The following is a 24,173-nucleotide window of genomic DNA, read 5'->3' on the forward strand; positions in this document are numbered from 1 at the left end:
AATTATTTATAATAGTAAACTCCTTTCCAGTTTACGGTTTTATCTTTTAGTTTAAAATTATGTTCTGTATTTGGGTTGCTATTTTTATTGGCTAAAATTAGCAGTTTCTCCTTTTCATTTTTAAATACTAATTTTATGGCTGTGTAATCTTCATCACTAGAAATTACTTCTATTTTTGAAAAACTACTATATGCATTTGCAGCCACTTCTTTTACTGGATTGTACGTTCCATGAGATTCTATAATAGAAGCAAATGTTGTGTTTTGTGTATTATTTTTTCTGATAATAATAGAAGGGTCTTTTCTTAAATTAAATTTAGGATCATTAGCGCCCACTCTTGCAAAAAGAATTTCATCATTTTTACTTGTGGCAGAAGTTAGGGTGTAAAACCTTCTATTATCTAACCAAGTAAATTGAATACTTTCTGCATTTGCAGTTCCACTACCTTCATTCCAAATATGATTGTAACCATATTTATCTCCTAACGTGCTTAACGATTTTGGCACAGAATAATCAAAGCTTGTGGCTATAATTTGTCCAAAATAATGAAATGGTAAATCGTATTGATTTTTTGAATTTGATTGCAGATTAAAAACATCAACTATAAAAGGTTTCTCTAATGTATCATCTTTAATCATAATTAAAGTTCTATGCATTTCTGTACCTGGATATGCATTACTTTCTTTTGCACTTACAATTTGAAAGTTAGCATCAGAGGCGTCAAAAACAAATTGCTCTGGATGGTTTTTACTCCCAGTTTCAAAATCATATTTGTAATGAGATACACCATTTTGAACAACTGTATTATGTGCAATTGTGTGTTTGGCATAGGTTTTATTTTCTTTTAAATAACCTCCACCATTTTTCTGCTCAACATTTACAAAGCGTGATAAACCATAGTCTTGTAAAACCTCATCTCCATTTTCATACAAAGAGAAAGACAATTTATCATAATGACCATGACTTAAACCTTGGGCAGCATATTTATATACCAAAGCCATTGTATCATCTTGATTGTTATAACGTAAAATACCTATACCTCCTTCATCTCCTTTAGAACCATCTGATAACATCATTGATTGTTTTACAAAAGGCTCTTCTTTACCCGCTTTTAAATCTTGTGCCACTTTTAAACCTGTAGCATCTAATTGTACAGTACCTTGCTTTTTAGCAACAGACAATAATCTTGGGTCTTGATTACCATAATAGTAGGCAATGTCTACTGCAGATACTAAAGATGATGTGTAATAAGACATTCCTTTTTGCCCATCATTTAAAGGGAAAAATTCGCCATCTGAATCTGTAAGATTTAATAAAGCATCTACTGCTTTTATTAAAACACCTTCTTTATAATCGAATATTTTTAAATCTGGTTTTTTGTTTTGTAGTGCTTCTGCAAAAATTAAAAAAGGATACATAGCATATCTTTGATAATAAGGACCTTCTGTATAAAATCCATCAGGTGAAAATGGCGAATCTACATTGGCTAAAAAGCCTGCTTTGCCTTCTTTATCATAAATAAAGCCACCATCATTATCTTTTTCGTTCAAGTCTACATTTCCTTTTTCTAAACCATATAAAGATCTATTGATTAGCTCTTCATCATCCATTACTAAACCAATCATACCAACAGCTACATTACCCCAAGTTGAATGGTTATGCACTCTGTTAAAATACTTTGGATTTTTAACGGATAGAAAATCTGCATAAGGTCTAAACAGGTTTTTGTTTAAATACGCAGTTTGATCTTTTGGTAACCAATCGTAAATACAATCGTAAGCCTGACTTGTATATACCAACCAGTTAGAATCGTTTAAACATTGCCAGAAAAATTTACCTGTTGCATAACTTCTAGGTTCTGGATGCGTATCAAAAGTTGGAAAAATTTTTGCGTATTCTAAGAGCATATCTCTAATAAAAACAGCGTATTTTTCATCTCCTAAAAGTTGAAATAAAACACCAGCCTTTTGCATGTGAGCATAGTTTAATTTATGTTGTGTATGTGTGTATCCACCAGCCATATCTTTAGGCATTGGCACATCTATTCCTTTTTCTATTGCTGCATCAACTTCTTCTTTTGCCAAAGCCAGTGTTTCATCAAAAATAGGAATAGCACCCAATTGTGATTTGATTTCTGAAACCGCTAATTTTGTTAATATTAAATTTGGATGATTTCCTTCTGAATCGTCTACTAATACTTTGTTATCATTAGAACATGAATATATTAGAATTGAAAGTAGAAAAAGTCTGGCAATTTTTAGCATTATAAAATTTTAGTGTTATTGTATAAAACAAGAACTTCAAAATTTTTACATAATGAAGCTCTTGTAATTATAATATTTTAAAGAATTTAGTTCTTTATAATCTTTTTAGTTGCAATAGAATCTCCGCTTGCAATTTTAAGGATATACATTCCTTTAGATAAGCTAGATACATCTATGCTATTGTTTACAACATTAGTAACCTGTAAAACTCTTTTACCAATTACGTTGTAAACCTCTACACCAGAAATGTTTTCTGAAGAAGAAATATTAACAAAAGAATTAGCTGGGTTTGGATAAACTGTAAGGTTAGATGCAAATACATCATCTACAGAAGCAGTTCCTGGCTCTCCAACTACAACACTACCTAATGAGCTTTCATTAGCTGGGTCTGCCGGAGGACCTACTACACTAAAACCATATTGCACAACTAAGCCAGCAGCTAATTCTGCAGCTGTAGCTGAAACAGAAAATTCCTGTCCAGCAGCAGTTAATTCAACTGATTTAAGAACTACAGTTGCGTAACTATTGCTAGGGTCTAATGCCTTTATAAAAGCTGTAACTGTATATGCATTATCTAAATTAGCTACATTAACTACACCTTCAAAAGTTAAGTCTTCGCCATTAAATGCATTACTTTCTGTATATGAACTAGCTTCTACATATTTATTAGGTGTTTTAGGATCTGCATCAAACCATGCTGCATTTCCATCCTCTCCATCCCAAATTGCAAAATTTGGTTGCAATGTTACAGATGTAGCAGTTTGTGTTGTTTTCATATTAGCTACTGGATAACCAAATCCGAAAGCAAAAGTATCATCTAGATTGAATGCATTCATATAACCAGCATCAAAAGTAGTTGTGCTTGGTGTTACTACTGTACCAGCAGATGAAGCAGCTTTTTCCACCAAGCTAATGTTATCATAAAAAACCTCAGTTGAACTATCAACTGCACCAGAAGCTCTTACATAAATAACAACTTGATTAGTTGATGCAGTAAAATCGAATGTAGTAACTGTAAAGTTATTAGTTGTTGCATTAGATTTACTTGAATTAAAATCATTTGTAATATTCATATATCCATCAACAGTTGAAGCAGTACTACTTAGACCGTCTTCTGAAGTAATTTCCGTATTTAGCATAAACACTTCTGAAGGAACATTTTCAGCTTCTGAACGAGATTCTATTGAAAAGGTATACTCCTTTCCTGCCTCAACTGCTACCAATTGGTATAGTCTACGACCAACTGAACTTATTTTAACTCCACCCGTTTTTACACCTTGATCTGCACCTGCTGAATAATCCCAATTTCCATCACTAGAAGAACCTGGCTGTTCATTACCATCCCCAGTTGCTGTTTCAAGCCAATCAGCTAGATCTGTATTATACCAAAGTGCTCTGTATGGACTATCAATCTCTGCTCCTGATTCATCTATAATTTTTGAATTCGGAGTCATATCCCAAGAATCTGCATTATCCTTATTATCAGGATTTGTGTGAATATCACAAGTCCCGTTCAAAACCAAGTTGGTTTGCCCATAGGATAAAGCGCTTATTAAAATTAAGCAAAATAAAAGTAATGTTTTTTTCATAAGATAAGTATTAATTAATTAGTGTGATCATTGGTTTACCAAATTGGTTTACCAACTTAGCTTTCAAAAATACAAATAAATATGAATTATAAAAATTTATTTGAGTTAAATTAAAAACTTGATTAATAATCGATTAAAACATTACATTTTCTACATATTATAAACACCACCATTGATATCTAAAGTAGCGCCTGTAATAAAACCATCAAATTCTGAAGCTAAATACAAAACAGCTCTTGCAACATCATCTGGATTTCCTGCTCTTTCAATAGGAATACCAGCTATAGTTTTTGCTGCAGATTCCTTAGTAGTGTGTGTATCATGAAATTGTGTACCTAAGATTAATCCTGGTGCAACAGCATTTACTCGAATGCCTTTTGCACCATATTCAGTTGCCAAAGCTCTTGTAAAAGTTAAAATAGCACCTTTACTAGTTGCATAAGCTAATGAACCTGGATGCCCACCTTTTCTTCCTGCTAAAGAAGCCAAATTTACAATACTACTATTTTCATTTTTAGATAAATAGGGCTCTGCTGCTCTTGTAACCAACATCATTGATGTTAGATTAATATCCATTACTTTATGCCAAAAATCGGTTTGCATATCTTCTAATAAATTTCTTGCCACCAATGAACCTGCATTGTTTATTAAAATATCTAAGCCACCAAAAGCAGTAATGGTTTCTTTTATGGTGTTATTTGCATCCTCATCTTTTGTTAAATCACCTTTAATAGCAACAGCTTTTACCTTTTTGTTTTTTGCTAATTGTACCAATTCATTGGCTGTATCTGCACTAGAGAAATAGTGGATAGCAACATTAGCTCCTTGCGCTATAAAATGTTTTGTAATTGCTGCTCCAATACCCTGTGCACCTGCTGTAATCAATACATTTTTACCTGTTAATTTTGTATTCATGTGTTTTTTAAGTTTATTTTACTTTATCATTTTTAGAAAAATAGCCTTCATTAGATACTACCTTATCACTTATTTTTAAACTGCCAGATTTAAACCAAACCTCTACATAATTTCCAGTTTTATATTGTTTTGCAACATCACCATTAAAGGTCTCTGCTCCTGAACACCAATTTCTATTTACTTCTGGTGATTTACCATTTGTTTGATTATAAGCACCTAGTTTGAAGAAACATCCTTCACCTTCGTAAGCATTTTTGCGCTCTACACCATCTTGACCTATAGGAAAAAATAGCTCTTGCGTTTGTTTTGGAATATCTGCTTTTGTAAGGTATTCTGATTCAATTAAGTTTTTTGTAAAAGTTTTGGTTTCATGCCCTTTACTTTTAAAAGTTAAAGACATTATTCCGTTTTTCACTTCTACTTCATAGGTGAATTCTTCTCCCAGTGCAATTCCGTCTTTTGGTTCATCTGGAACTTCATCTGCTGATGGGCCAACAATTGAAAAATCATGACCCCAAACTGCTGTAGAAAAATCCCATCTACCAGAATTATCATCACCTTTGGTATTAATTTCATAATGCCAAAAAACCGAACCTTTTTTATGCCCTGGATAAATTTTATAGAAAATTTTTAAAGGTTCATTTTCATGTTTATCTGCACTATGAATTTGACCTACCACCACAGAATGAGTTGCTGCAACTGTTTCATCGCCAGTAGCAGAAACATTCATTACCTTTAAAGTGGCTGTCATTTTTTCGTTCGCCGTTTTTGGATACCATTTTTTTAATTGTGCTAATTCTGTTCTGGTATTGTTAGATGTTCCATGCGTATTACCACCATTTGGCGCTTTAAAAACTACCCAATTATTTTCGCCATCATTCTCTGTGTAGAAATAGTCTTTGTTTTCAAAATTTAATGGTACTCCTACATTAGTACCATCGCCTAAAATAAGTTTCCAATGCTCAAAAAACGGAATTACATCACTTGCATAAACTGTTTCCTGTTTTTTTATTTCCTGTTTTTTTTCCTCTGATTTTTTGCAACCTGTAGCTACAGAAAAAGTGACTAAAATTATTGCAATCAGTTTTAAAGAAGGTTTTTTGTGTACATTCATAATTTGAGTTTTATCATTAAAAGTAATCGAGTAAAGCTAGAATACCATTGTAAGAAATTACTAACGAGAAGAATAAAGCTGCAAACATGCCAATGTATACACCAATATTGGTTTTGTAGGTTTTCATCACTTTTTTATTACTTAACAAAATGATGATTCCTAAAATTACCAAAGGCAGAACAAACACATTAAATACTTGCGATAATATTTGAACTTCTATAGGATTTGCACCAAAGGCTGGCCCAATTAAAGCTACCAAACATGCAATAGCTGTAACGATTCTAAATTGTTTTGAATTGGTATCTAAAATACCAGATTGATAATCTGCAATTAACAAGGGCGCAATTAACAAGCAAGGAAAAATAGAAGATAAACCTGCACTTAACCCTCCAAAAAAGAAAATAGTTACAGCCCATTTACCTGCAACAGGCTCTAAAGTATTTGCCATATCTAAAACGTGTGTAACTTCTTTACCTTCATAAAATAAAGCACCTGCAGCAACTGCCATTATTGTACCACTAATTATAAAAATTAAAACGGCTGCAGTAATAGAATCTTTCTTTTGTTGATTTAGGTTCTTAATAGTCCAACCTTTACCTTTCACAAATAAAGGCCTAGATAAAAAAGTGGCTGCAGCCATTGTTGTACCCACAAACGCAGCTACTAACATTTTACCTCCTGGCACATCAGGAATTGTAGGTATAAAACCCTTAATAACATCTGCTGTTAAAGGTTGTACCATAAATAAAGACAAGATGAATGATAAGCCCATTAAGCTTACAAAAATCACTAATATTTTTTCGAAGAAAGTATATTTACCAACAAGCATTAGCAAATAGAAAATAACAATAACAACAATGGCAGTTGCTAAAACTGTTTCGTATTTATAAGGAACAATATCTGGAAAATTAAGTGATATAATTTCAAAAATAATATTGGCTGAAATTCCTAAAATACCCATTAGTGAATTCCATTGTCCAAAGGTTATTCCAATAATTATAGCAATGGCTAAAGGTTTACCAAATTTTAAATGTTTTTTAAACCCATAAAGAGCAGTTTCTCCAGTAATTAAAGCAAAATTACCATAAGCAAACATTAAAACTCCAGAAAATAAACAACTTAAAAATAGTACCCATAATAATTGCATGTTGAATTTACTACCAGCAACAATCATAGAAGTTACACTACCTGTACCAATAGTATAACCAATAGCAAAAATACCAGGACCAAAACCCAAGACTATTGCAATAATTCTTTTTAATAGTGACTTTTTTGGTTTGGTTGTACTCATTGGTTTGGTTATTTAAAATTTATGAAATCCAGTTAGTGTGATGAAACTTCCCTGAAGCATCATCTATCCTTTGGTAAGTATGTGCACCAAAGTAATCTCTTTGTGCTTGTATAATATTTGCTGATGAATTTTGTGTAGTTATCCCATTAAAAAACTGAAGAGCCTCACTTAAGGCAGGAGTTGGAACATCGCTCAAAACACAATCTGAAACCACTCTTTTTATAGCTGGTTTGCACCCAATAATATTGTTGGCGATAGTAGCACTCGTTAAAACATCATTTGTTTCTTTAAAAACAGCAACTAAATCTTCCATAAGAGATGATCTAATAATGCAGCCATTGGTCCAAATTCTTGCTATTTCACTTAAATTAAGGTTCCAATTTAATTCTTTTGATGCCTCATGTATCAATTTAAAACCTTGATAATGATTTATAGTCCTTGCAAATTGATAGGCGTTAAGCAAATCTTTATCATCTACATTTAATCTAGAAACCGATTTTTTAGTGAATTGATTGTAAAGTTGAACTCTTTCATCTTTATAAAATGAAATATATCTAGCGAATAAAGCTGATGCAATTAAAGTATTTGGTACACCTAATTCTGCTGATGCTATTGTAGCCCAATTACCTGTACCTTTGTTACCTGCCTTGTCTAGTATTTTTTCTACCAACCAAGAATCGCCTTCCTTTTTTCTTAAAATATTCGATGTAATTTCTAACAAATAACTATCTGCAGTAATTTTAAAACTATCTAAAGTATTTGCAATTTCTTCTGGATTTTTACCTTTATGTTTTAAAATTGTAGCAACTTCTGCCAATAATTGCATTTCTACATATTCAATTCCATTATGTACCATTTTTATAAACTGGCCACTTCCTTCTGGTCCTATGTAAGTACAACAAGGTAAATTGTTTTTGTCTTTAGCAGCTATGGTTTCTAAATACTTAGCTACATTATTATATGCGTCTTTGGTTCCACTTGGCATTATTGAAGGTCCTTTTAATGCGCCTTCTTCACCACCTGAAACTCCAGTACCTATAAACTCAATTCCTTTAGCTTGTAAATAGGTAAAACGTTCTTTTGTTCTTTTGTAGTTAGAGTTTCCTCCATCAATTATAATATCATTTTCTGATAAAAAAGGCAGTAAACTATCTATTACAATATCTATAGTTTTACCAGCATTTACCATTAGCATAATTTTTTTTGGTGATGCTAAAGAAGCTACAAATGCTTCAATATCATCAAAAGCCTCTGCTGTTTTAAGTTCAGGATGTGCTTCTTTAAAATGTTTGGCAACATCTACTTCTACATCTGATACATGCCTGTTAAATAAAGAAATTTTAAATCCTTTTTGAGCTAAATTTCTGCTTAGGCTTTTGCCCATAACTCCTAGACCAAAAAGTCCAAAATCAGACTTAATCATGATGTTGATTTTTTATAATGTCTATAATTTTTTGGGGTGATAAATCCACTGAAATCTCAATTGCATTGGCATCTTTTTCTAAAATATCAAACTGAGATTGCAACAAAGCAGTTGGCATAAAATGGTCTGCTCTTCTTTGCACTCTTTTTTGAATTAAATCAAAAGAACCCACCAAATGAATCCAAATTGTTTTACTTGTAAGGTTTGTATTTAAGATATCTCTATACTTTTGTTTTAAGGCAGAACATACAATAACACAACTATTTTTTGTTGATTGCTCAACAGCCAAATCATTAAGTGTTTGTAACCAACTTTGCCTATCATCATCAGTTAAAGGTATTCCTTCAGACATTTTTTGAATGTTGTTTGCTGAATGAAAATCATCACCATCAAAAAAAGGAATTTTTAATTCTTTTGAAAGCAGTTTACCAATGGTGCTTTTTCCTGAACCAGAAACACCCATGATATAATATACCTTATTCACCTTACTTGTTTAAAGGCTTGGTGCTTGGGCCTACAGTTGCTTTTCTAAACCAAACTTCTGCATAGCTGCCATTTGCATATTGCTTATCAATATCTCCACCATAAACTTCAGATTTGGTGCTTTTGGCATTTGCTTGGTTGTATGCACCTTGCTTAAAGTAATTAATTTCACCTGCATACGCTATTTCACGCTCAACTCCACCACCTTTTTCTCTATTTGCATAAACCCTTTTTACTTGATCAGGAACAGCTGCTCTAGTTGAAAATTCTGATTTTATTAAACTTTTTGTAAAAGTTACAGTTTTATGGTTTTCACTTTTAAAGGTTAAATACATAATGCCTTCATGAACATTTACCTCGTAACTAAATTCCTCACCCAACTTAATACCATCTTCTGGTTCAGCAGGAAAGTCTGTAGGAGTTTTACCAACTACGGCAAAATCATGTCCCCAAACTGCAGTTGAGTAATCAAATCTGCCAATATTATCTCCTTCTGTATTTATTTCGTAATTCCAAAAAACAGAACCTTTTTCATGATTTGGAAACTTTTTGTAGTAAATTTTTAAAGGCTCGTTTTCATGACCTTCATCACTATGAATTTGACCAACAACTACAGAAAATGATGAGGCTGCATTGGCATGACCAGTTGTTGAAACATGTTGAACTTTTAGCGTTCCTGTTAATTTACCTCCTTCTTCTGGAATCCAATGTTTTTTCTCTCCTAACTCTGTTCTAGTATTGCTTGATGTTCTAGAAGTAACCCCTGAATTTGGAGTTTTGTATACCACCCAATCTGCAACAGAATCTGTTTGTACATAAAAGAAATTGTCTTTTTGAAAATTCACTAAACTATCTGAACGAGTGCCATCACCCAAAAGAATTTTCCATTTGTCCATAAATGGTATTACATCACTTGGGTATTTAATAGTAGCTGCTTTAACAGAATCTTGCGCTTCTTCTTTTGCTAAATTTTGCTTACAAGCCACAAATACAATAACACTAAGTGAGAGTATGATTAATCTTTTCATGTTTTTAAGTTGATAGATTAGTACATTAAAGTTTGCTTTAAATTTTGTTCTGTAATTATTGTTCCAGAATTGATAAATTTATTGTCAGATGCTTTATTGTTTTTTGCTCCCCATAAAATAGACACGAATTTTACTGGATTATTTTTAAAGGTATTCTTGTTGATGTTTACGTTATGAATTCCATTGTGATTTAAAAGTCTGTTGTTTTTTTCTTTAGCAGCACAATTTACAAACGTGCTATTGGTCACCAAAAGATTACCACCAATTGTAGATTCATCATAACCACCTCTATAATAATCGATTACGTTTTGTTTTACATTGTTAAATGTACAACCATCAACTGTTAAATATTCTGTATTATAATCTCCTCTATCATTGGTTTCTTCAGATAATTCTAATCCGTTTTCACAGTTAAGAATTGAAGTATTTTTAAATGTAATTTCTTCTGCAAATGCTTGTTTATACACTTTTAAAGCATAATTGAAATTACTGATTTCAGCATTGTGAACTTCTAAGCCAAAATGATTAGACATGTTCTCCTTTAATGTAGCAAAAGCTTGTTGGGTGTTTGAGCCTTTTAAATTGATGTTTTTAACGATCAATTTTCCATAAGGCAGTAATTGAAATAATGGTGTATTTGCAGCACCATTATACATTATTTTAGCATCTCCTGAAGATTGAACAGTAATTGTTTTATCAATAGTTAAAGATGATGAAATTACATATTCACCAGAATTTAAATTGATAACATCCCCACTTGCAGCTGCTTTTAATTTCTCTGCCAACTCAGATGCATTTGATACTGCATGCGTAGTTGGTTCTTTTTCTTCAACTTCATTCGAGAACCAAGAAGCTCCATATTTAGATTTGTCTAATAAATTTAATTTGATGTTTTCATCGCTTAAAATAGCACCAATTTGATTGTTGTTTTTTCTAGATTTTCCTAACAAATCATGTGTAATTACCTCAAAATCGAAACCATTATAAGGCTCCACATCATTAAAACCAGTTACAGGTACAGCTAAATTGCTACCAATATCTGTTAATGTTAAGTCTTTAACAATTAAACCTTTGTCATTTGCAATGGCTACTCCATTATTATCAATTACGTTACTTTTAAAAGTAACACCATCTGCTTTATCATGCTCTACAATAGGTGTAGTATCACCTTCTGCATTGTAAATGACGTTATTTACAACCTCTGTTCTTAAAGGTCTTGCAGATCTAATTTCAGATTTTGGTAACACATCTGCCTGTGCAATATTTGTACCTACACCAAACTGAAAAGGCGAATCTGAATTTACAAAAGTGTTGTAAGCAACAACTACATCTGTTACTTGATTGTATCTGTTTAATGGAGACTTTGGAATTCCGTTCATAATTGCAATCGGACTTCTAAAGTTCTTCCCTTTAATTTTATAAAAAAGGTTGTTGGTTACCCAGTGACCTGTGTTTATGATTCGAATTCCTCCATAATTTTCGTTTACACCATCACCAATAAAATAATTACCATCTACAGAAACATAGTTTCCATGTCTTGTAACTACAGATCCTTCACTTTTGTAGAACACATTATTTTTAATGATGTTAAAGTTGGTTTTACTCGATATAATTTCTACTTCTCCATTACATTCTTCAAATAAGTTATTTGCTATGGTTGTATTACTAGGAGACATAGATGTAAAACTACTTCCTAATTGAATAGTTTCTCCTCTAGCACCACCTTTTCTAGGTCTTGGGCCAAAATGATTATTTACAATTTTATGATAATTTCTAATGCTTTGATTACCTTTTAAATCTACTCTAACAGTTGGGCCTCCATTCGTTTTACCTGCCAAATAACAATTACTTAATTCATTGTGTTTACCATAAAACTGTACCCAAAGATTGTCTTGATCTCTTTCTAAATTATTAAAATCTAAAATTACACAATTGGTAACCGAACTATGATTTGCCACATCTTTAGGACTGGTTCTAAAAGCGATTACATTCTTCTTAGGTGAGTGCCCTTTTCTAAAAAACAAACCACTAACTTGTAAATAATTACCACTTAATTCTAAGCTAGATTCACCTTCTATAAATACTTCTCCTGCAGTTTCTGCACTTAAAGTTATAGGTTCATTTTCGGTACCTTCACCTATAAATTTTATATTTACATCTTTATAAGTTCCATTTTTAAGCACAATATTATCGCCTTTTTTAACATTGCTTAAAGCTTCTTCTAATTCTGAATTAGAACTTACAATTATGCTCGATTTTTTCTCTTCGCAAGAAGAAATTACTAGAAATAAAATAAAAATTTTAAAGAACTGTTTCATAAATAAAATAAATTGGTTGACCAGTTTGGTTTACCAAATATAATATTTATTTTATACTATGCAAGTAATGAGATATGTAAATGAAAGTATTGCTTTTGTTCCTCACCAAAAAAATAAAGCTATTCCTAGTGATTCTATAGTGGATTTCGTTTGTAGTTAGCTATTAAATTATACTAAACAAATTCAAAAACTAATTGAAATCAATTAGAAAAATAAAGGAATTATAAATTGATAATAAAGAATTAATAAACCTACAGCAATTATATTTAAAACAACACCTGCTTTTACCATTTGTTTCACTTTTACATAACCACTGGCAAAAACAATTGCATTTGGAGGTGTAGCCATAGGTAGCATAAAAGCACAACTACTTGCCATGGTTACTGGTATTAGTAAATTAAGCATTGGTATATTTAAACCTATTGCAATACCTGCAACTACAGGTGCTAAAACAGCAACTAAAGCAACATTGCTCATTAGTTCTGTCATAAATAACATTAATAGAATAAGTAATGAGGCTGTTAGTAAAATATTAAAATTACCTGCAGCAATTGCGTCTGTAATAACAGCAACTAGTCCACTTGAAGCCATGCCTTTTGCTAATGCTAAACCACCACCAAATAGCAGTAAAATACCCCAAGCCAATTTGCTAGTATCATCCCAGTGCAAAACAAAGTTTCCTCTTTTAAAACTCATGGGTATTGCAAATAATGCAACAGCCGCTATTAAACTTATAATTGTATCTGAAAGTTTTAGTTCTGGAAAAATAGCATTAATAAGGGTTCTTGTAATCCAAAGAAAAACGGTAATACCAAATATGGTTAACACTCTTTTTTCTTCGGACGAAATTTTGCCTAATTTTTTAATCTCATCATCTATAACATTAGCTGATGCTGTAAATTGAATTTCTCTACAAGGAAACATCCATTTTACTAATACAAAATATACAACTGCTATCATTATTAAAGAAAATGGTAATCCAAAACTCATCCATGTTAAAAACGAAATTTGGATATTGTATTGATTTTCTAACAAACCAATTAAAACCGAATTTGGAGGCGTACCAATAACTGTAGCAATTCCACCTGCATTGGCAGCAAATGCAATACCTAACATAATGCTTAGTGCAAAATTCTTATCGCCCTTTGTAAAACCATCTTCATCATTTATTAATAAACGAATTACAGATATTGCAATAGGTAGCATAACCACTGTAGATGCTGTATTACTGATCCACATGCTCATAAAAGCAGTAGCCAGCATAAAGCCTAAAACAACTTTTTCTGATGTTGTACCCGTAAATTTTACAATATTTAGTGCAATTCTTTTATGAAGATTTACTTTTTCTAAAGCTAGGGCCAACACAAAACCACCAAAAAACAGAAAGATAATTGGACTCCCATAATTGGCGCCAACGTCTGCAATTGGCATCACTTTTAAAAGCGGAAATAAAATAAGTGGTAATAAAGCAGTAACAGCAATATGAACACTTTCGGTTATCCACCAAATAACCATCCAAATAGCAACTGCAATTACTGCATCTGCTTTTTCGGAAACCAAAGTTATTGGTAAAAATTTAATTAGGAAAAATAGAAGTGGCCCTAGAAATAATCCTATTTTTTTAATAGTTTTCATGTTAATGCATTAAGCATTTGCAAAATAGTAAAAGTTTTTACAAACTACCTGAAAGCTTAAAACTACCTATTAAAATAAATCTTAGGCTATTTTGGCTTTTTTCTTCTTCTTTTTCTTTAATTTATTTAGCCAAATAATAGTACCTGTTACAGGCAAACTTGTAGCTATTAAACACGCTAAAAAATATATTATTTTAGAAAAATTGCCAAAAATTTCTCCTGTATGAATTGGTTTTATTAACGATGCAAATTGAACGTTTAAAGGTTTATCTTTAAAATATTGCACTTCTAATACGTTACCAGAATTGCTTAAATATAATCTGTCTGAAGTAACAGGAGACCAGTTTTCTTTGTTGGTTTTACTAATACTAAAATAATTATTTTTCTTAGTAGGAAAACTCAGAGAAACATCTCCTTTGTAACTTAAGGTTGAGTTTGTAATTGCTAAAGCTTCGTTAAGTGAGATGGTTTTTCCGTACCTATTTTGAGCTAAGTTAAATTTGGGTGAAGTTCTATTAAAAACTTTTGCACCAATTAAAGTACTTAAACCTGATCTATAGCTTGCAAAAGACCAACATAAACCTGTAATACTCATAATAATTAAGAAAATACAGGCATAAAAACCTAAGGTATTGTGTAAATCATAGTTAATTCTTTTCCATTTGGCCTTGGTTTTAATTTTTAATCCTTGTTTTAAATATTTCCACTTTAGCTTTTTAGGAAACCATAAAACCAGACCAGAAATGGCCAATAATAAAAATATAATTGTTGCTGTACCTACAATTGGTCTACCTATTTTGGTGTCTAGTAACAACCATCTATGTAGTCTAAACATCGTAGACAAAAATGCATCTGCACTAGATTTTTCTACCTTTTTAATTTCTGCTGTAAACGGATTTACCAAAACTGTAGCACCTCTTCTTTGCTTCGGATCTTTTTTTACCCTAAAACTATAAGGTTTGCTTTCATCTTCAGGAATTTTAACACTTGAAACAATGCCTTCATTGTTGGTTTCTAAAGCTAAAACCAATTCATCAACAGTCAATTTTTCTGATTTTTTTTCAATATAAAATTCCTCTGAAAAAGCATCTTTTATTTCATGTTCAAAAGCTAAAACTGTTCCACTTAAACAAACTAAAAACAGTATAATTCCACTTGCTAAACCTAACCATAGATGAACATCATTAATAAATTTTTTAGCACTATATTTTTTCTTACTCATTTTAATAAAACGCTATTTTTAGAACCATTTTTACCAATTCTAATGAAGGCAACAGCCTAATCATTTAGAATGATTTTAAATAAAGTGCGAAAATAATACGTGGATTTGAAATTACAAAGTTTATTTAGATTAAATTTAAATAATATTAATGAGATATATAATCTTCTTACTTATTAGCAATAAAAAAAGGTTCTTTCTCTGAGAGAAAGAACCTTTTACTAAAATTATTTTTAAATCTATTTTAGTATCTGTAGTGTTCTGGCTTGTATGGCCCTTCTACAGTTACGCCAATATAATCTGCTTGATCATTGCTTAACTCTGTTAACTCAACACCAATTTTAGCTAAGTGTAATTTTGCTACTTTTTCATCTAAATGCTTAGGTAACATATAAACTTTGTTTTCATATGCATCAGCATTATTCCAAAGTTCGATTTGCGCTAAAGTTTGATTTGTAAATGAGTTAGACATTACAAAACTTGGGTGCCCAGTTGCACAACCTAAGTTTACTAAACGTCCTTCAGCTAAAAGAATAATATCTTTACCATTAATGTTGTATTTATCAACCTGTGGCTTAATTTCTACTTTTTCGCTATTGTTATTTAAATAAGGAACATCAATTTCATTATCAAAGTGCCCAATGTTACAAACTATAACTTTGTCTTTCATTGCTTCAAAGTGCTCACCTCTTACTATTCCTTTATTTCCAGTAGTGGTAATTACAATATCTGCATTAGCCACAACTGTTTCTAATTTTTTTACTTCAAAACCGTCCATAGCTGCTTGTAAAGCACAAATAGGGTCTATTTCTGTAACAGTAACAATAGAACCTGCACCTTTAAAAGAAGCTGCTGTACCTTTACCAACATCTCCATAACCACAAACTACTACTCTTTTACCTGCTAACATAATATCTGTTGCTCTACGAATTGCATCTACTGCAGATTCTTTACAACCGTATTTGTTATCAAATTTAGATTTTGTAACAGAATCGTTAATATTAATAGCTGGCATTGGTAATGTTCCGTTTTTTACTCTTTCATAAAGTCTATGAACTCCTGTAGTTGTTTCTTCTGATAAACCATTAATACCTGCAGCTAATTCTGGATATTTATCTAAAACCATGTTGGTTAAATCTCCACCATCATCTAAAATCATATTTAATGGCTTTTTGTCTTCACCAAAAAATAAAGTTTGTTCTATACACCAGTCAAATTCTTCTTCATTCATACCTTTCCAAGCATAAACTGGAGTGCCTGTTGCAGCAATTGCAGCAGCAGCTTGATCCTGTGTAGAAAAAATATTACAAGAACTCCAAGTTACCTCTGCACCTAAAGCTTGTAAAGTTTCAATTAAAACAGCAGTCTGAATTGTCATATGTAAACAACCTGCAATTCTTGCACCTTTTAAAGGTTGAGAATCTCCATACTCTTCTCTTAAACTCATTAAACCTGGCATCTCTGCTTCTGCCAATTCAATTTCTTTTCTACCCCAATCTGCTAAAGAAATATCTTTAACTTTAAATGGTACATACGCTGTATTTATGCTCATATTATGTATATTTATTGTCTAATTTTATCGATTGCAAAGATACAACATCATTTTCTAAAACCTATGCCTCTTTACAAAACTATAACAGTTTCACAAACTACTAAAGTCTTCATTTGGAAGATTGAAGAAAGCTTAGAAACGCTTAAAGAAACAATTTCATTAACCGATAAAAATGAGGCAAGATTGAAATCTATGAAGTCTGAATTGCATCAAAAAGGTTTTTTATCTATTAGACATTTACTAAAAGAAGTGGGTTTAACTGATGCTGATTTAATTTACGATGAATTTGGTAAACCTCATTTAACGAATGAAAGGTTTATTTCTATAACACACTCGTTTAATTTTACAGCAATCATATATTCTACAGAAAAAGAAGTAGGTATAGACATTGAAAAGCAAAGAGATAAAATTTTAAAAATCGCACATAAATTTACTCCTTTTGAAGAATACAAAACCATTGCAAACCATGATGCTTTAATTCGAAAATTAACTATTGTTTGGGGTGCTAAAGAAAGTTTGTATAAAATTTATGGGAAGAAAAAGTTGCTTTTTTTACATCATATTTATGTAGCAGACTTCAAATTTGAATCTGCTAAAACAACTGGAGAAATTCGTTTTAATGGAGAAACTGCTACTTACGACGTTGCTTTTACCGAGTTTGAAGGGTTTACTTGTGTTTATGCTCTTTAATTTATGAAAAAAAGAAAACTCTATTTTCTCTGTGCTTTCTTTCTCTTTTGTACAACAAGCCTATTACTAATCACAGGTTCATCACTATTAACTTTGTCTTTGAATAATAGTAATACTATACCATTAGGCACCTTTATAACATGGTTTGGAATAATCGCACTACCCCTAACTTTATATTTTGGGATAAATGAATTCGAGAATCCATCTACAAAAATGACTAAAATGTTAGCCAATCTAACAAAGGCTTCAATAACTTTGGCTATTCTTTGGATTGTTATTTCATATATTTTAGCTGGTAATATCTCATTTACTTTTTCAGAAACGAATAATTTTCAAGGAGGTCAGTTAGCTATGAAACTATTTTGGATAAATACTTATGGTACTATAATAATCCCGATTTTAATTTTAATCACCTATTGGGTGTCAAAACTTTTTTTTAAGTTCAGTAAATAATGATGGAAGCTTTCGATTTTCTTTTTGGTCAATACAAAGACTATTCTACCCTAGATACATTACTAGAAATAATAGCAGTAATTTTTGGGTTTTTATCTGTTTGGTATTCTAAGCAAAACAAAATTTGGGTTTTCCCAACAGGTATGGTAAGTACAGTAATATTTGTTTACTTGCTTTATAAATGGGAACTTTTAGGTGATATGATGATAAATGCCTACTATTTTATAATGAGCATTTATGGTTGGTATATTTGGACAAGCAAAGTTGATGAAACCCATGTTACCCCAATTTCTAGAACTACAAAAAAAGAGAAAACAACCTCTGTTTTTATATTTATTGCTACACTTGGTTTTGTGTATTTGGTATATACAAAATTTGATAAATGGACCTCTTGGGTAGCTTATGTAGATACATTTACAACTGCAATTTTCTTTGTGGGTATGTGGTTAATGGCAAAACGTAAAATAGAAAATTGGATTTTTTGGATTGTTGGAGATTTAATTTCTATACCTTTATATTTCTATAAAGGATTTACCTTTACCAGCTTTCAATATTTAGGATTTACATTTATTGCCATTTTTGGCTATTTAGCATGGAAGAAAAGCTTACACAAGAACCCAACAACCTAATTAAAGTAGTATTATTTGGACCAGAATCTACTGGAAAAACTACACTTTCTAAACAATTAGCAGAGCACTACAATACTGTTTGGGCTCCTGAATTTGCACGTGAATATTTACAAAAAAAATGGAACAAAGAGCAAAAAACTTGCGAAGCTAAAGACTTACTTCCTATTGCTATAGGTCAAATGAAACTAGAAAATACCTTAGCCCAAAAAGCCAATAAAATTCTTATTTGCGATACAGATTTACTAGAAACCAAAGTTTATTCTGAAGCTTACTATGGAGGTTTTGTTGATGAACAACTAGACAAAGCTGCCAAAAATAATTCATACGATTTATACTTGCTGACCTATATTGATATTCCTTGGGAAGCAGATGAAATTAGAGACAAACCAGATTTAAGGAAAGAAATGTTCTCTGCCTTTGAAGATGCACTAAAATCTCATAATTGTAATTATATTTTATTAAAGGGAGATAAACAAACACGCTTGCACACAGCTACAAAAGCTATAGATGAGCTGCTTGTTGGCGTTAATAATTTACAATGTAAAGCTAATAATGAATAAAGAGCAAATTGTAAAAGAGCTAAACTTTAAGGCCATTAGAAGCTCTGGTGCTGGAGGTCAGCATGTAAATAAAACCTCGTCAAAAATTGAATTGACATTCGATTTGGAAAATTCTTTCGCTTTATCTGATAAAGAAAAAGAATTGTTGAAAGAGAAATTAGCGTCTAAATTAACCAAGGAAAATCAATTAATTTTATTTTGTGAAGAAACAAGATCGCAACACAAGAACAAAGAATTAGCAATAAAGCGTTTTGTACGATTGCTTAAAACCAATTTAATTAAACCCAAAAAAAGAAGACCTACTAAACCTAGCAGATCTTCTATTTTAAAAAATGTTGAGAAGAACAAACGTAATTCTTTAAAAAAAGCGTTGCGAAAAAAACCTAGAATAGATTAATAAGCTTCAGCAATATTTACATAAAAATTACCATCTGTATTACTTCCAGATCCAAAATCGAATCTAATATTTAATTTTTCTTTCTTGTCTAACATAAAACGTAAACCAACTCCGTAATTTAATTTTAAATCACGTAAACTTAAGTCTTTAGATTTATTAAAAACATCTCCAGCTCCTAAAAAAGCCACCATCCCTAATCTGCTATCTTTAAACGTTTTTCTGTATTCTACTTGAGCTGCTAGTAAATTTTCTTCAATATATCTACCTTCTATATAACCACGCATTGTTTCTTCGTTTCCGAAAAGAGCCAATTCAGACAAAGGTGCGTCTCCATTTGCAAAATGACCAATGGCTTGAAATGCCAAAACATCATTATTTTTCTGTGATATTTTTAAGTAATGGCGCAAATCAAAACGTGTTAATTCAAATTGATGTGTACCTCCTAAAGCTGTACCATAATAACCTTTGGTTAGTTCTAAATACCATCCTTTAGAAGCATTTAAAATATTATCTCTACTATCATACAAAGCAGCCAACTCAAAACCGACAGAAGTTGAGCCATTAAAACCAGAAGGTTGAGTGCTTTCTAACAATCCATTTGGTTCAATTTTGGTATCGTAAATTTTGTTATACCTAACTCCACCACCTAAAAATAAATAACGTGTAAAGGCTTGTTTTAATAAAATTGGTTCAAATAAAAATTGATATGTATCGTAAATTTCTTCATTTTCCTCAGGTGTATTTTGGCCTATTCCATAATACAATCTTGGATAGTTCTGAAATAAAATATTACCTGAAATTACCCATTTTTCTTGATTGGTAAAGATTTCAAATCCTGAGAAAATAAAAAACTGACTGTTTAATGTATATAATAAAGAAACTGGCATGTTAGACGTTCTTGTCTCTTCTCCACTTCCTTTAAATTTGAATAAATATTTTGCTCCTACACCAAAACCAAGGCTGGTTTCTGGTGAATAACTTACAATTGGTGCTGTAATAATTTTAGCTAAATATAAACTTGAGTCTTTAGCTACTTTATTTTTATTAGGATAAAAGGTAAAGTATTCAACAAATTTATCTAAGCCACTTTCGTTTTCTTTTTCTTGTGATTGAGTTGTTATACTTAGTGCCAAAACAAAAACAAATAGCACTGCTTTTTTATATAATTTCATGGGTTGGTGTGTAAAATAAAAGAAAATGAATTCAAATAAGTAATTTAAATACATCGCTTTTAAGTGAGTAACAAATTTATTGAATACAGATAGCAATGATGTGCTCTATTCCGTAATTTTCTACACCATATACTAAAAGTAAAAAAAAGCATATTTCTATTTCATAATACATATTTAGCACTTAATTTTGCAGCGTTCTCAAAAGGGGTGCTGTAAAAAGCTGAGATCATACCCAATGAACCTAGAACAGATAATGCTGTTTAGGGATGTTTAACAAAGTCATCTTTGAATGACACACTAATTATTCACTATTAATTACAAGAATAATTACCTCTTTTTATTCGTTTTAAATTTTTTAAAATGAAAAAAACTATCATTTTTTTATTCTTGTTTGCAAGTATACTTGTAAACGCACAGTCCTACCAACTTTCAGGAAAAGTAGTAGACCAAAACAACGAACCTTTAGCCAATGCAACTGTTTATGCAAAAAATTTACAGAGAGGTACCACTACTAAAGCAGATGGTTCTTACCTACTAAATTTGCCAAAAGGTGAACATTTTATTCAAGTAACTTATCTAGGTTACAAAAGCTATTTACAAGGCATTGTAATTACCAATGAAAATGTAACTGTCAACTTTACCCTGCAATATGAAAATACTGTATTAGATGAAGTTCTTGTAAATGCTGTAAGGGTAAATGCAGATATTCCTGTAACATTTTCTAATTTATCTAAAAAGGAAATCGCAAAGCGTAATTTAGGACAAGACATTCCTATTTTATTAAACTATTTACCTTCTGTTATTTCATCTTCAGATGCAGGTGCAGGTGTTGGTTACACTTACATGAATGTGCGTGGTTCTAATGGAGAAAGAATTAACGTAACCGTAAATGGTATACCTTATAATGATGCAGAAAGTCATGGAACTTTTTGGGTTAATTTAGGTGATTTTGCATCGTCTACAGAAAACTTACAACTGCAAAGAGGTGTAGGTACATCAACCAATGGTTCAGGTGCTTTTGGTGCAAGTTTAAATATTTTAACAGATGCTGTTTCTGAAGAAGCTTATGGAGAAATTTCGAATTCTTTTGGTTCTTTTGGCACACGTAAACACACTGTAAAATTTAGTACAGGTAAAATTAACGACCATATAGAATTTGCAGGACGTTTGTCTGACATTTATTCTGATGGTTATGTAGATAGAGCTTTTACAGATTTAAAATCGTACTATTTACAAGGTAGTTATTCAGATGATAATACTCTTATAAAGGCCATAACTTTTGGTGGTGAAGAAAGAACTTACCAATCTTGGTTTGGTTTAGATGCTACTCAGTTAGCACAAGATAGAAGACAAAACCCATATACCTATGAAAATGAAGTAGATGATTATGGGCAAAACCATTATCAATTGCATTGGAATGAGCAGTTAAATGAAAAATGGAGTACTACTTTAGGTTTAAACTATACTAAAGGATCTGGATTTTTTGAGCAGTACAAACCAGGAGAATCTGCTGCAGATTTTAATAATTTAATTGTAGATGGCAGTGATGTTATTGTAAGACGTTGGTTAGATAATGATTTTTATGTAGCTAACTTTAATACAAATTACAAAACCGAAAAATTAAATTTAATTACAGGAATCTCTTACTCAAATTATACTGGAGATCATTTTGGTGAAGTTATTTGGGGGTCTGATTTAGCGCCAAATACAGAAATTAGAGATCGTTACTATTTTTCTGATGCTACAAAAAATGACTTTTCACTTTTTGCAAAAGCTAATTTTTACATCTCAGAAAAATTATCTGGTTATGCAGATTTACAAGGGCGTTTTGTTTCTTATCAAACACAAGGTTTAACTTCAGACAGAGCACCTATAGATGTAGATGCTAATTTCGATTTCTTTAATCCAAAATTTGGTTTAACTTATAATGTAAATGCAAACAACAATTTATATACGTCGTTTGCTGTTGCAAATAGAGAACCTAATAGAAACGATTTTGAGAATGGAGTTTCTACACCAGAAACTTTAAACGATTTAGAAGTAGGTTGGCGTTTAAATAATGGTAAAGTTAAATTAAATACTAACGTTTATTATATGGATTATAAGAACCAGTTAGTTTTAACAGGCGCGTTAGATGATGTTGGAGCTCCTGTAAGAGAAACATCTGGTAGCAGTTATAGATTAGGTTTAGAAATAGATGCTGATATTCGTTTTTCTGATAAATTTTCTTGGAAACCAAATGCCGCTTTTAGCACCAACAAAAACAGAGACTTTTTTATTACAAGAGATGGGAGTACAACTCCTGAATTATTAGGGAATACAGATATTTCGTTTTCACCAAATGTAATAGTGGGTAACATGTTTATCTATAACCCAACAGATAATTTACAGTTAACCTTATTATCAAAATATGTTGGTGAACAGTTTTTAAGCAACTTAAGTAGCGCAATTTCTACAAACGATGTTTTAGAAAGCTACTTTACAAGCGATATCAATATTGTGTACACAATTACACCAAATAAAATCTTCGATTCAATTACATTAACAGCATTAATTAATAATATTTTTGATACTGAATATGTAGATAGAGGTTATTATTATACTTATGATGATGATTTTTCTGTACCTGGTACAGTAACCACAGTTGATGGTGCAGGGTACTACCCACAAGCAACTAGAAACTTTTTAATTGGGGCAACCTTAAGATTTTAAACAAAAAAAAGGGAAGTTAATAACTTCCCTTTTTACTTTCACTTTATGTGCTATATTACTCAGTAATATAGTCTTCTACTGTTTCATTCAATTCTTCTCTTAAATCATCGAACTTTTCTACAAGTTCTTCCATGTTTTGTTTAACGTTATCTAAAGGTTCGTTCTTTTCGTTAATCAATTTTGTGTACTCTTCTTGCACATCCTCAATATCTTCTAAAACCTCTTCTGTTTTTAATGAAGTTGGTATAGAGTTAGATAGGTTTGCAATAGGATCGTTTAAGTTTTCTAAACTAGTCATTGGCAAATCATAATCTGTTTCTTCTAAACCAATTAAAGTTTCGTTAGTTGCGTTAAAAGAGGTCCATCCATTAATTCTTAAAGCATCTTCATCATTAGAATTATAAAATACTGATGTACCATCATTTAAATCTAAATTATATTCTTTTTCTTTCTTAGCATCACAAGCCACAAATACTATAGAAGCCATGGCTAAAATTGCTGTAAATCTTTTTATCGTTTTCATAATCTTTTCGTTTACTATTTAATTATGGTACAAATGTACTACCTCATTACAGTTTCTATTGACCCAAAACATAGTGTGTTTGACTCATTCAATAAAACATCAAAATTTGTCGTTTTTGGTCATTTTTAGTCCATTTTTGATTAAAAACGAATAAAAAACGTCAATTTTTAGCAAAAACGGCTTATTTTTTGTAATTTTGCCATCTAT

20 protein-coding genes are annotated in these 24,173 nt (G+C 31.2%); 6 read left to right on the forward strand and 14 right to left on the reverse strand.

Translation table 11 applies throughout. The features are described 5' to 3' along the window. Positions 1–2 precede the first annotated feature (2 nt). The 12 genes from V7R38_RS03540 to ahcY all read right to left on the reverse strand — a co-directional run bounded on the left by V7R38_RS03540 (position 3) and on the right by ahcY (position 16,830). Complete coding sequence (locus tag V7R38_RS03540; RefSeq protein WP_334056076.1) at positions 3–2,264, reverse strand: alginate lyase family protein; 2,262 nt, start codon at positions 2,262–2,264, stop codon at positions 3–5. Between the two features lie 86 nt (positions 2,265–2,350). Next, the gene (locus V7R38_RS03545; protein ID WP_334056077.1) at positions 2,351–3,853 is read right to left on the reverse strand and encodes a T9SS type A sorting domain-containing protein; all 1,503 of its coding nucleotides are present in this window, start codon (positions 3,851–3,853) and stop codon (positions 2,351–2,353) included. A gap of 150 nt (positions 3,854–4,003) precedes the next feature. Then, on the reverse strand, positions 4,004–4,768 hold the full coding sequence (locus tag V7R38_RS03550; RefSeq protein ID WP_334056078.1) for an SDR family NAD(P)-dependent oxidoreductase: 765 nt from the start codon (positions 4,766–4,768) through the stop codon (positions 4,004–4,006). A gap of 13 nt (positions 4,769–4,781) precedes the next feature. Next, entirely contained in the window at positions 4,782–5,882 is a 1,101-nt protein-coding gene (locus V7R38_RS03555; RefSeq protein WP_334056079.1) for a polysaccharide lyase family 7 protein, read from the reverse strand. 16 nt (positions 5,883–5,898) lie between these two features. Continuing rightward, positions 5,899–7,173: an Nramp family divalent metal transporter gene (locus V7R38_RS03560; RefSeq protein ID WP_334056080.1), complete on the reverse strand. Its 1,275-nt coding sequence runs from the start codon at positions 7,171–7,173 to the stop codon at positions 5,899–5,901. Between the two features lie 19 nt (positions 7,174–7,192). Continuing rightward, the gene (gene gndA / locus V7R38_RS03565; RefSeq protein ID WP_334056081.1) at positions 7,193–8,596 is read right to left on the reverse strand and encodes an NADP-dependent phosphogluconate dehydrogenase; all 1,404 of its coding nucleotides are present in this window, start codon (positions 8,594–8,596) and stop codon (positions 7,193–7,195) included. Further along, positions 8,589–9,080 (reverse strand): gluconokinase, encoded by a 492-nt coding sequence (locus V7R38_RS03570; RefSeq protein WP_334056082.1) that lies wholly within the window; start codon positions 9,078–9,080, stop codon positions 8,589–8,591. Before V7R38_RS03570 ends, gndA begins: the two co-directional genes overlap by 8 nt. A 1-nt stretch (position 9,081) precedes the next feature. After that, the gene (locus V7R38_RS03575) at positions 9,082–10,107 is read right to left on the reverse strand and encodes a polysaccharide lyase family 7 protein (protein WP_334056083.1); all 1,026 of its coding nucleotides are present in this window, start codon (positions 10,105–10,107) and stop codon (positions 9,082–9,084) included. Between the two features lie 17 nt (positions 10,108–10,124). Then, a complete protein-coding gene (locus V7R38_RS03580; RefSeq protein WP_334056084.1) occupies positions 10,125–12,425 on the reverse strand; it encodes a chondroitinase-B domain-containing protein in 2,301 nt (766 codons plus the stop codon). Positions 12,426–12,629: 204 nt separating this feature from the next. Beyond that, positions 12,630–14,060, reverse strand: coding sequence for an SLC13 family permease (locus V7R38_RS03585; RefSeq protein ID WP_334056085.1), 1,431 nt, complete (start codon positions 14,058–14,060; stop codon positions 12,630–12,632). A gap of 81 nt (positions 14,061–14,141) precedes the next feature. Further along, positions 14,142–15,281 (reverse strand): PepSY-associated TM helix domain-containing protein, encoded by a 1,140-nt coding sequence (locus V7R38_RS03590; protein WP_334056086.1) that lies wholly within the window; start codon positions 15,279–15,281, stop codon positions 14,142–14,144. Positions 15,282–15,522: 241 nt separating this feature from the next. Continuing rightward, positions 15,523–16,830 (reverse strand): adenosylhomocysteinase, encoded by a 1,308-nt coding sequence (gene ahcY / locus V7R38_RS03595; protein WP_334056087.1) that lies wholly within the window; start codon positions 16,828–16,830, stop codon positions 15,523–15,525. A 63-nt stretch (positions 16,831–16,893) separates the two neighbouring features. Between ahcY and V7R38_RS03600 the strand changes: the two genes are divergently transcribed. The 5 genes from V7R38_RS03600 to arfB all read left to right on the forward strand — a co-directional run bounded on the left by V7R38_RS03600 (position 16,894) and on the right by arfB (position 19,559). Next, positions 16,894–17,520: a 4'-phosphopantetheinyl transferase family protein gene (locus V7R38_RS03600; protein ID WP_334056088.1), complete on the forward strand. Its 627-nt coding sequence runs from the start codon at positions 16,894–16,896 to the stop codon at positions 17,518–17,520. A 222-nt stretch (positions 17,521–17,742) separates the two neighbouring features. Further along, positions 17,743–17,973, forward strand: coding sequence for a hypothetical protein (locus V7R38_RS03605; RefSeq protein WP_334056089.1), 231 nt, complete (start codon positions 17,743–17,745; stop codon positions 17,971–17,973). Then, positions 17,973–18,602 (forward strand): nicotinamide riboside transporter PnuC, encoded by a 630-nt coding sequence (gene pnuC, locus V7R38_RS03610; RefSeq protein ID WP_334056090.1) that lies wholly within the window; start codon positions 17,973–17,975, stop codon positions 18,600–18,602. The genes V7R38_RS03605 and pnuC overlap by 1 nt, the downstream gene beginning before the upstream one ends. Beyond that, positions 18,566–19,162, forward strand: coding sequence for an ATP-binding protein (locus V7R38_RS03615; protein WP_334056091.1), 597 nt, complete (start codon positions 18,566–18,568; stop codon positions 19,160–19,162). The genes pnuC and V7R38_RS03615 overlap by 37 nt, the downstream gene beginning before the upstream one ends. Next, complete coding sequence (gene arfB, locus V7R38_RS03620) at positions 19,155–19,559, forward strand: alternative ribosome rescue aminoacyl-tRNA hydrolase ArfB (RefSeq protein WP_334056092.1); 405 nt, start codon at positions 19,155–19,157, stop codon at positions 19,557–19,559. Before V7R38_RS03615 ends, arfB begins: the two co-directional genes overlap by 8 nt. On the opposite strand, the gene V7R38_RS03625 is transcribed toward arfB, so the two are convergent. After that, positions 19,556–20,731 carry a BamA/TamA family outer membrane protein gene (locus V7R38_RS03625; RefSeq protein WP_334056093.1) on the reverse strand — a complete coding sequence of 392 codons (1,176 nt, stop codon included), beginning with the start codon at positions 20,729–20,731 and terminating at the stop codon, positions 19,556–19,558. The genes arfB and V7R38_RS03625 overlap by 4 nt on opposite strands. Before the next feature lie 360 nt (positions 20,732–21,091). On the opposite strand from V7R38_RS03625, the gene V7R38_RS03630 reads away from it, so the two are divergent. Continuing rightward, entirely contained in the window at positions 21,092–23,443 is a 2,352-nt protein-coding gene (locus tag V7R38_RS03630; protein ID WP_334056094.1) for a TonB-dependent receptor, read from the forward strand. 55 nt (positions 23,444–23,498) lie between these two features. On the opposite strand, the gene V7R38_RS03635 is transcribed toward V7R38_RS03630, so the two are convergent. Continuing rightward, positions 23,499–23,966, reverse strand: a complete 468-nt coding sequence (locus V7R38_RS03635; RefSeq protein WP_015481689.1) for a hypothetical protein — start codon at positions 23,964–23,966, stop codon at positions 23,499–23,501. Positions 23,967–24,173 lie beyond the last annotated feature (207 nt).

It is taken from the genome of Polaribacter sp. P097 (genome assembly GCF_036864555.1).
Classification (GTDB): Bacteria; Bacteroidota; Bacteroidia; order Flavobacteriales; family Flavobacteriaceae; genus Polaribacter.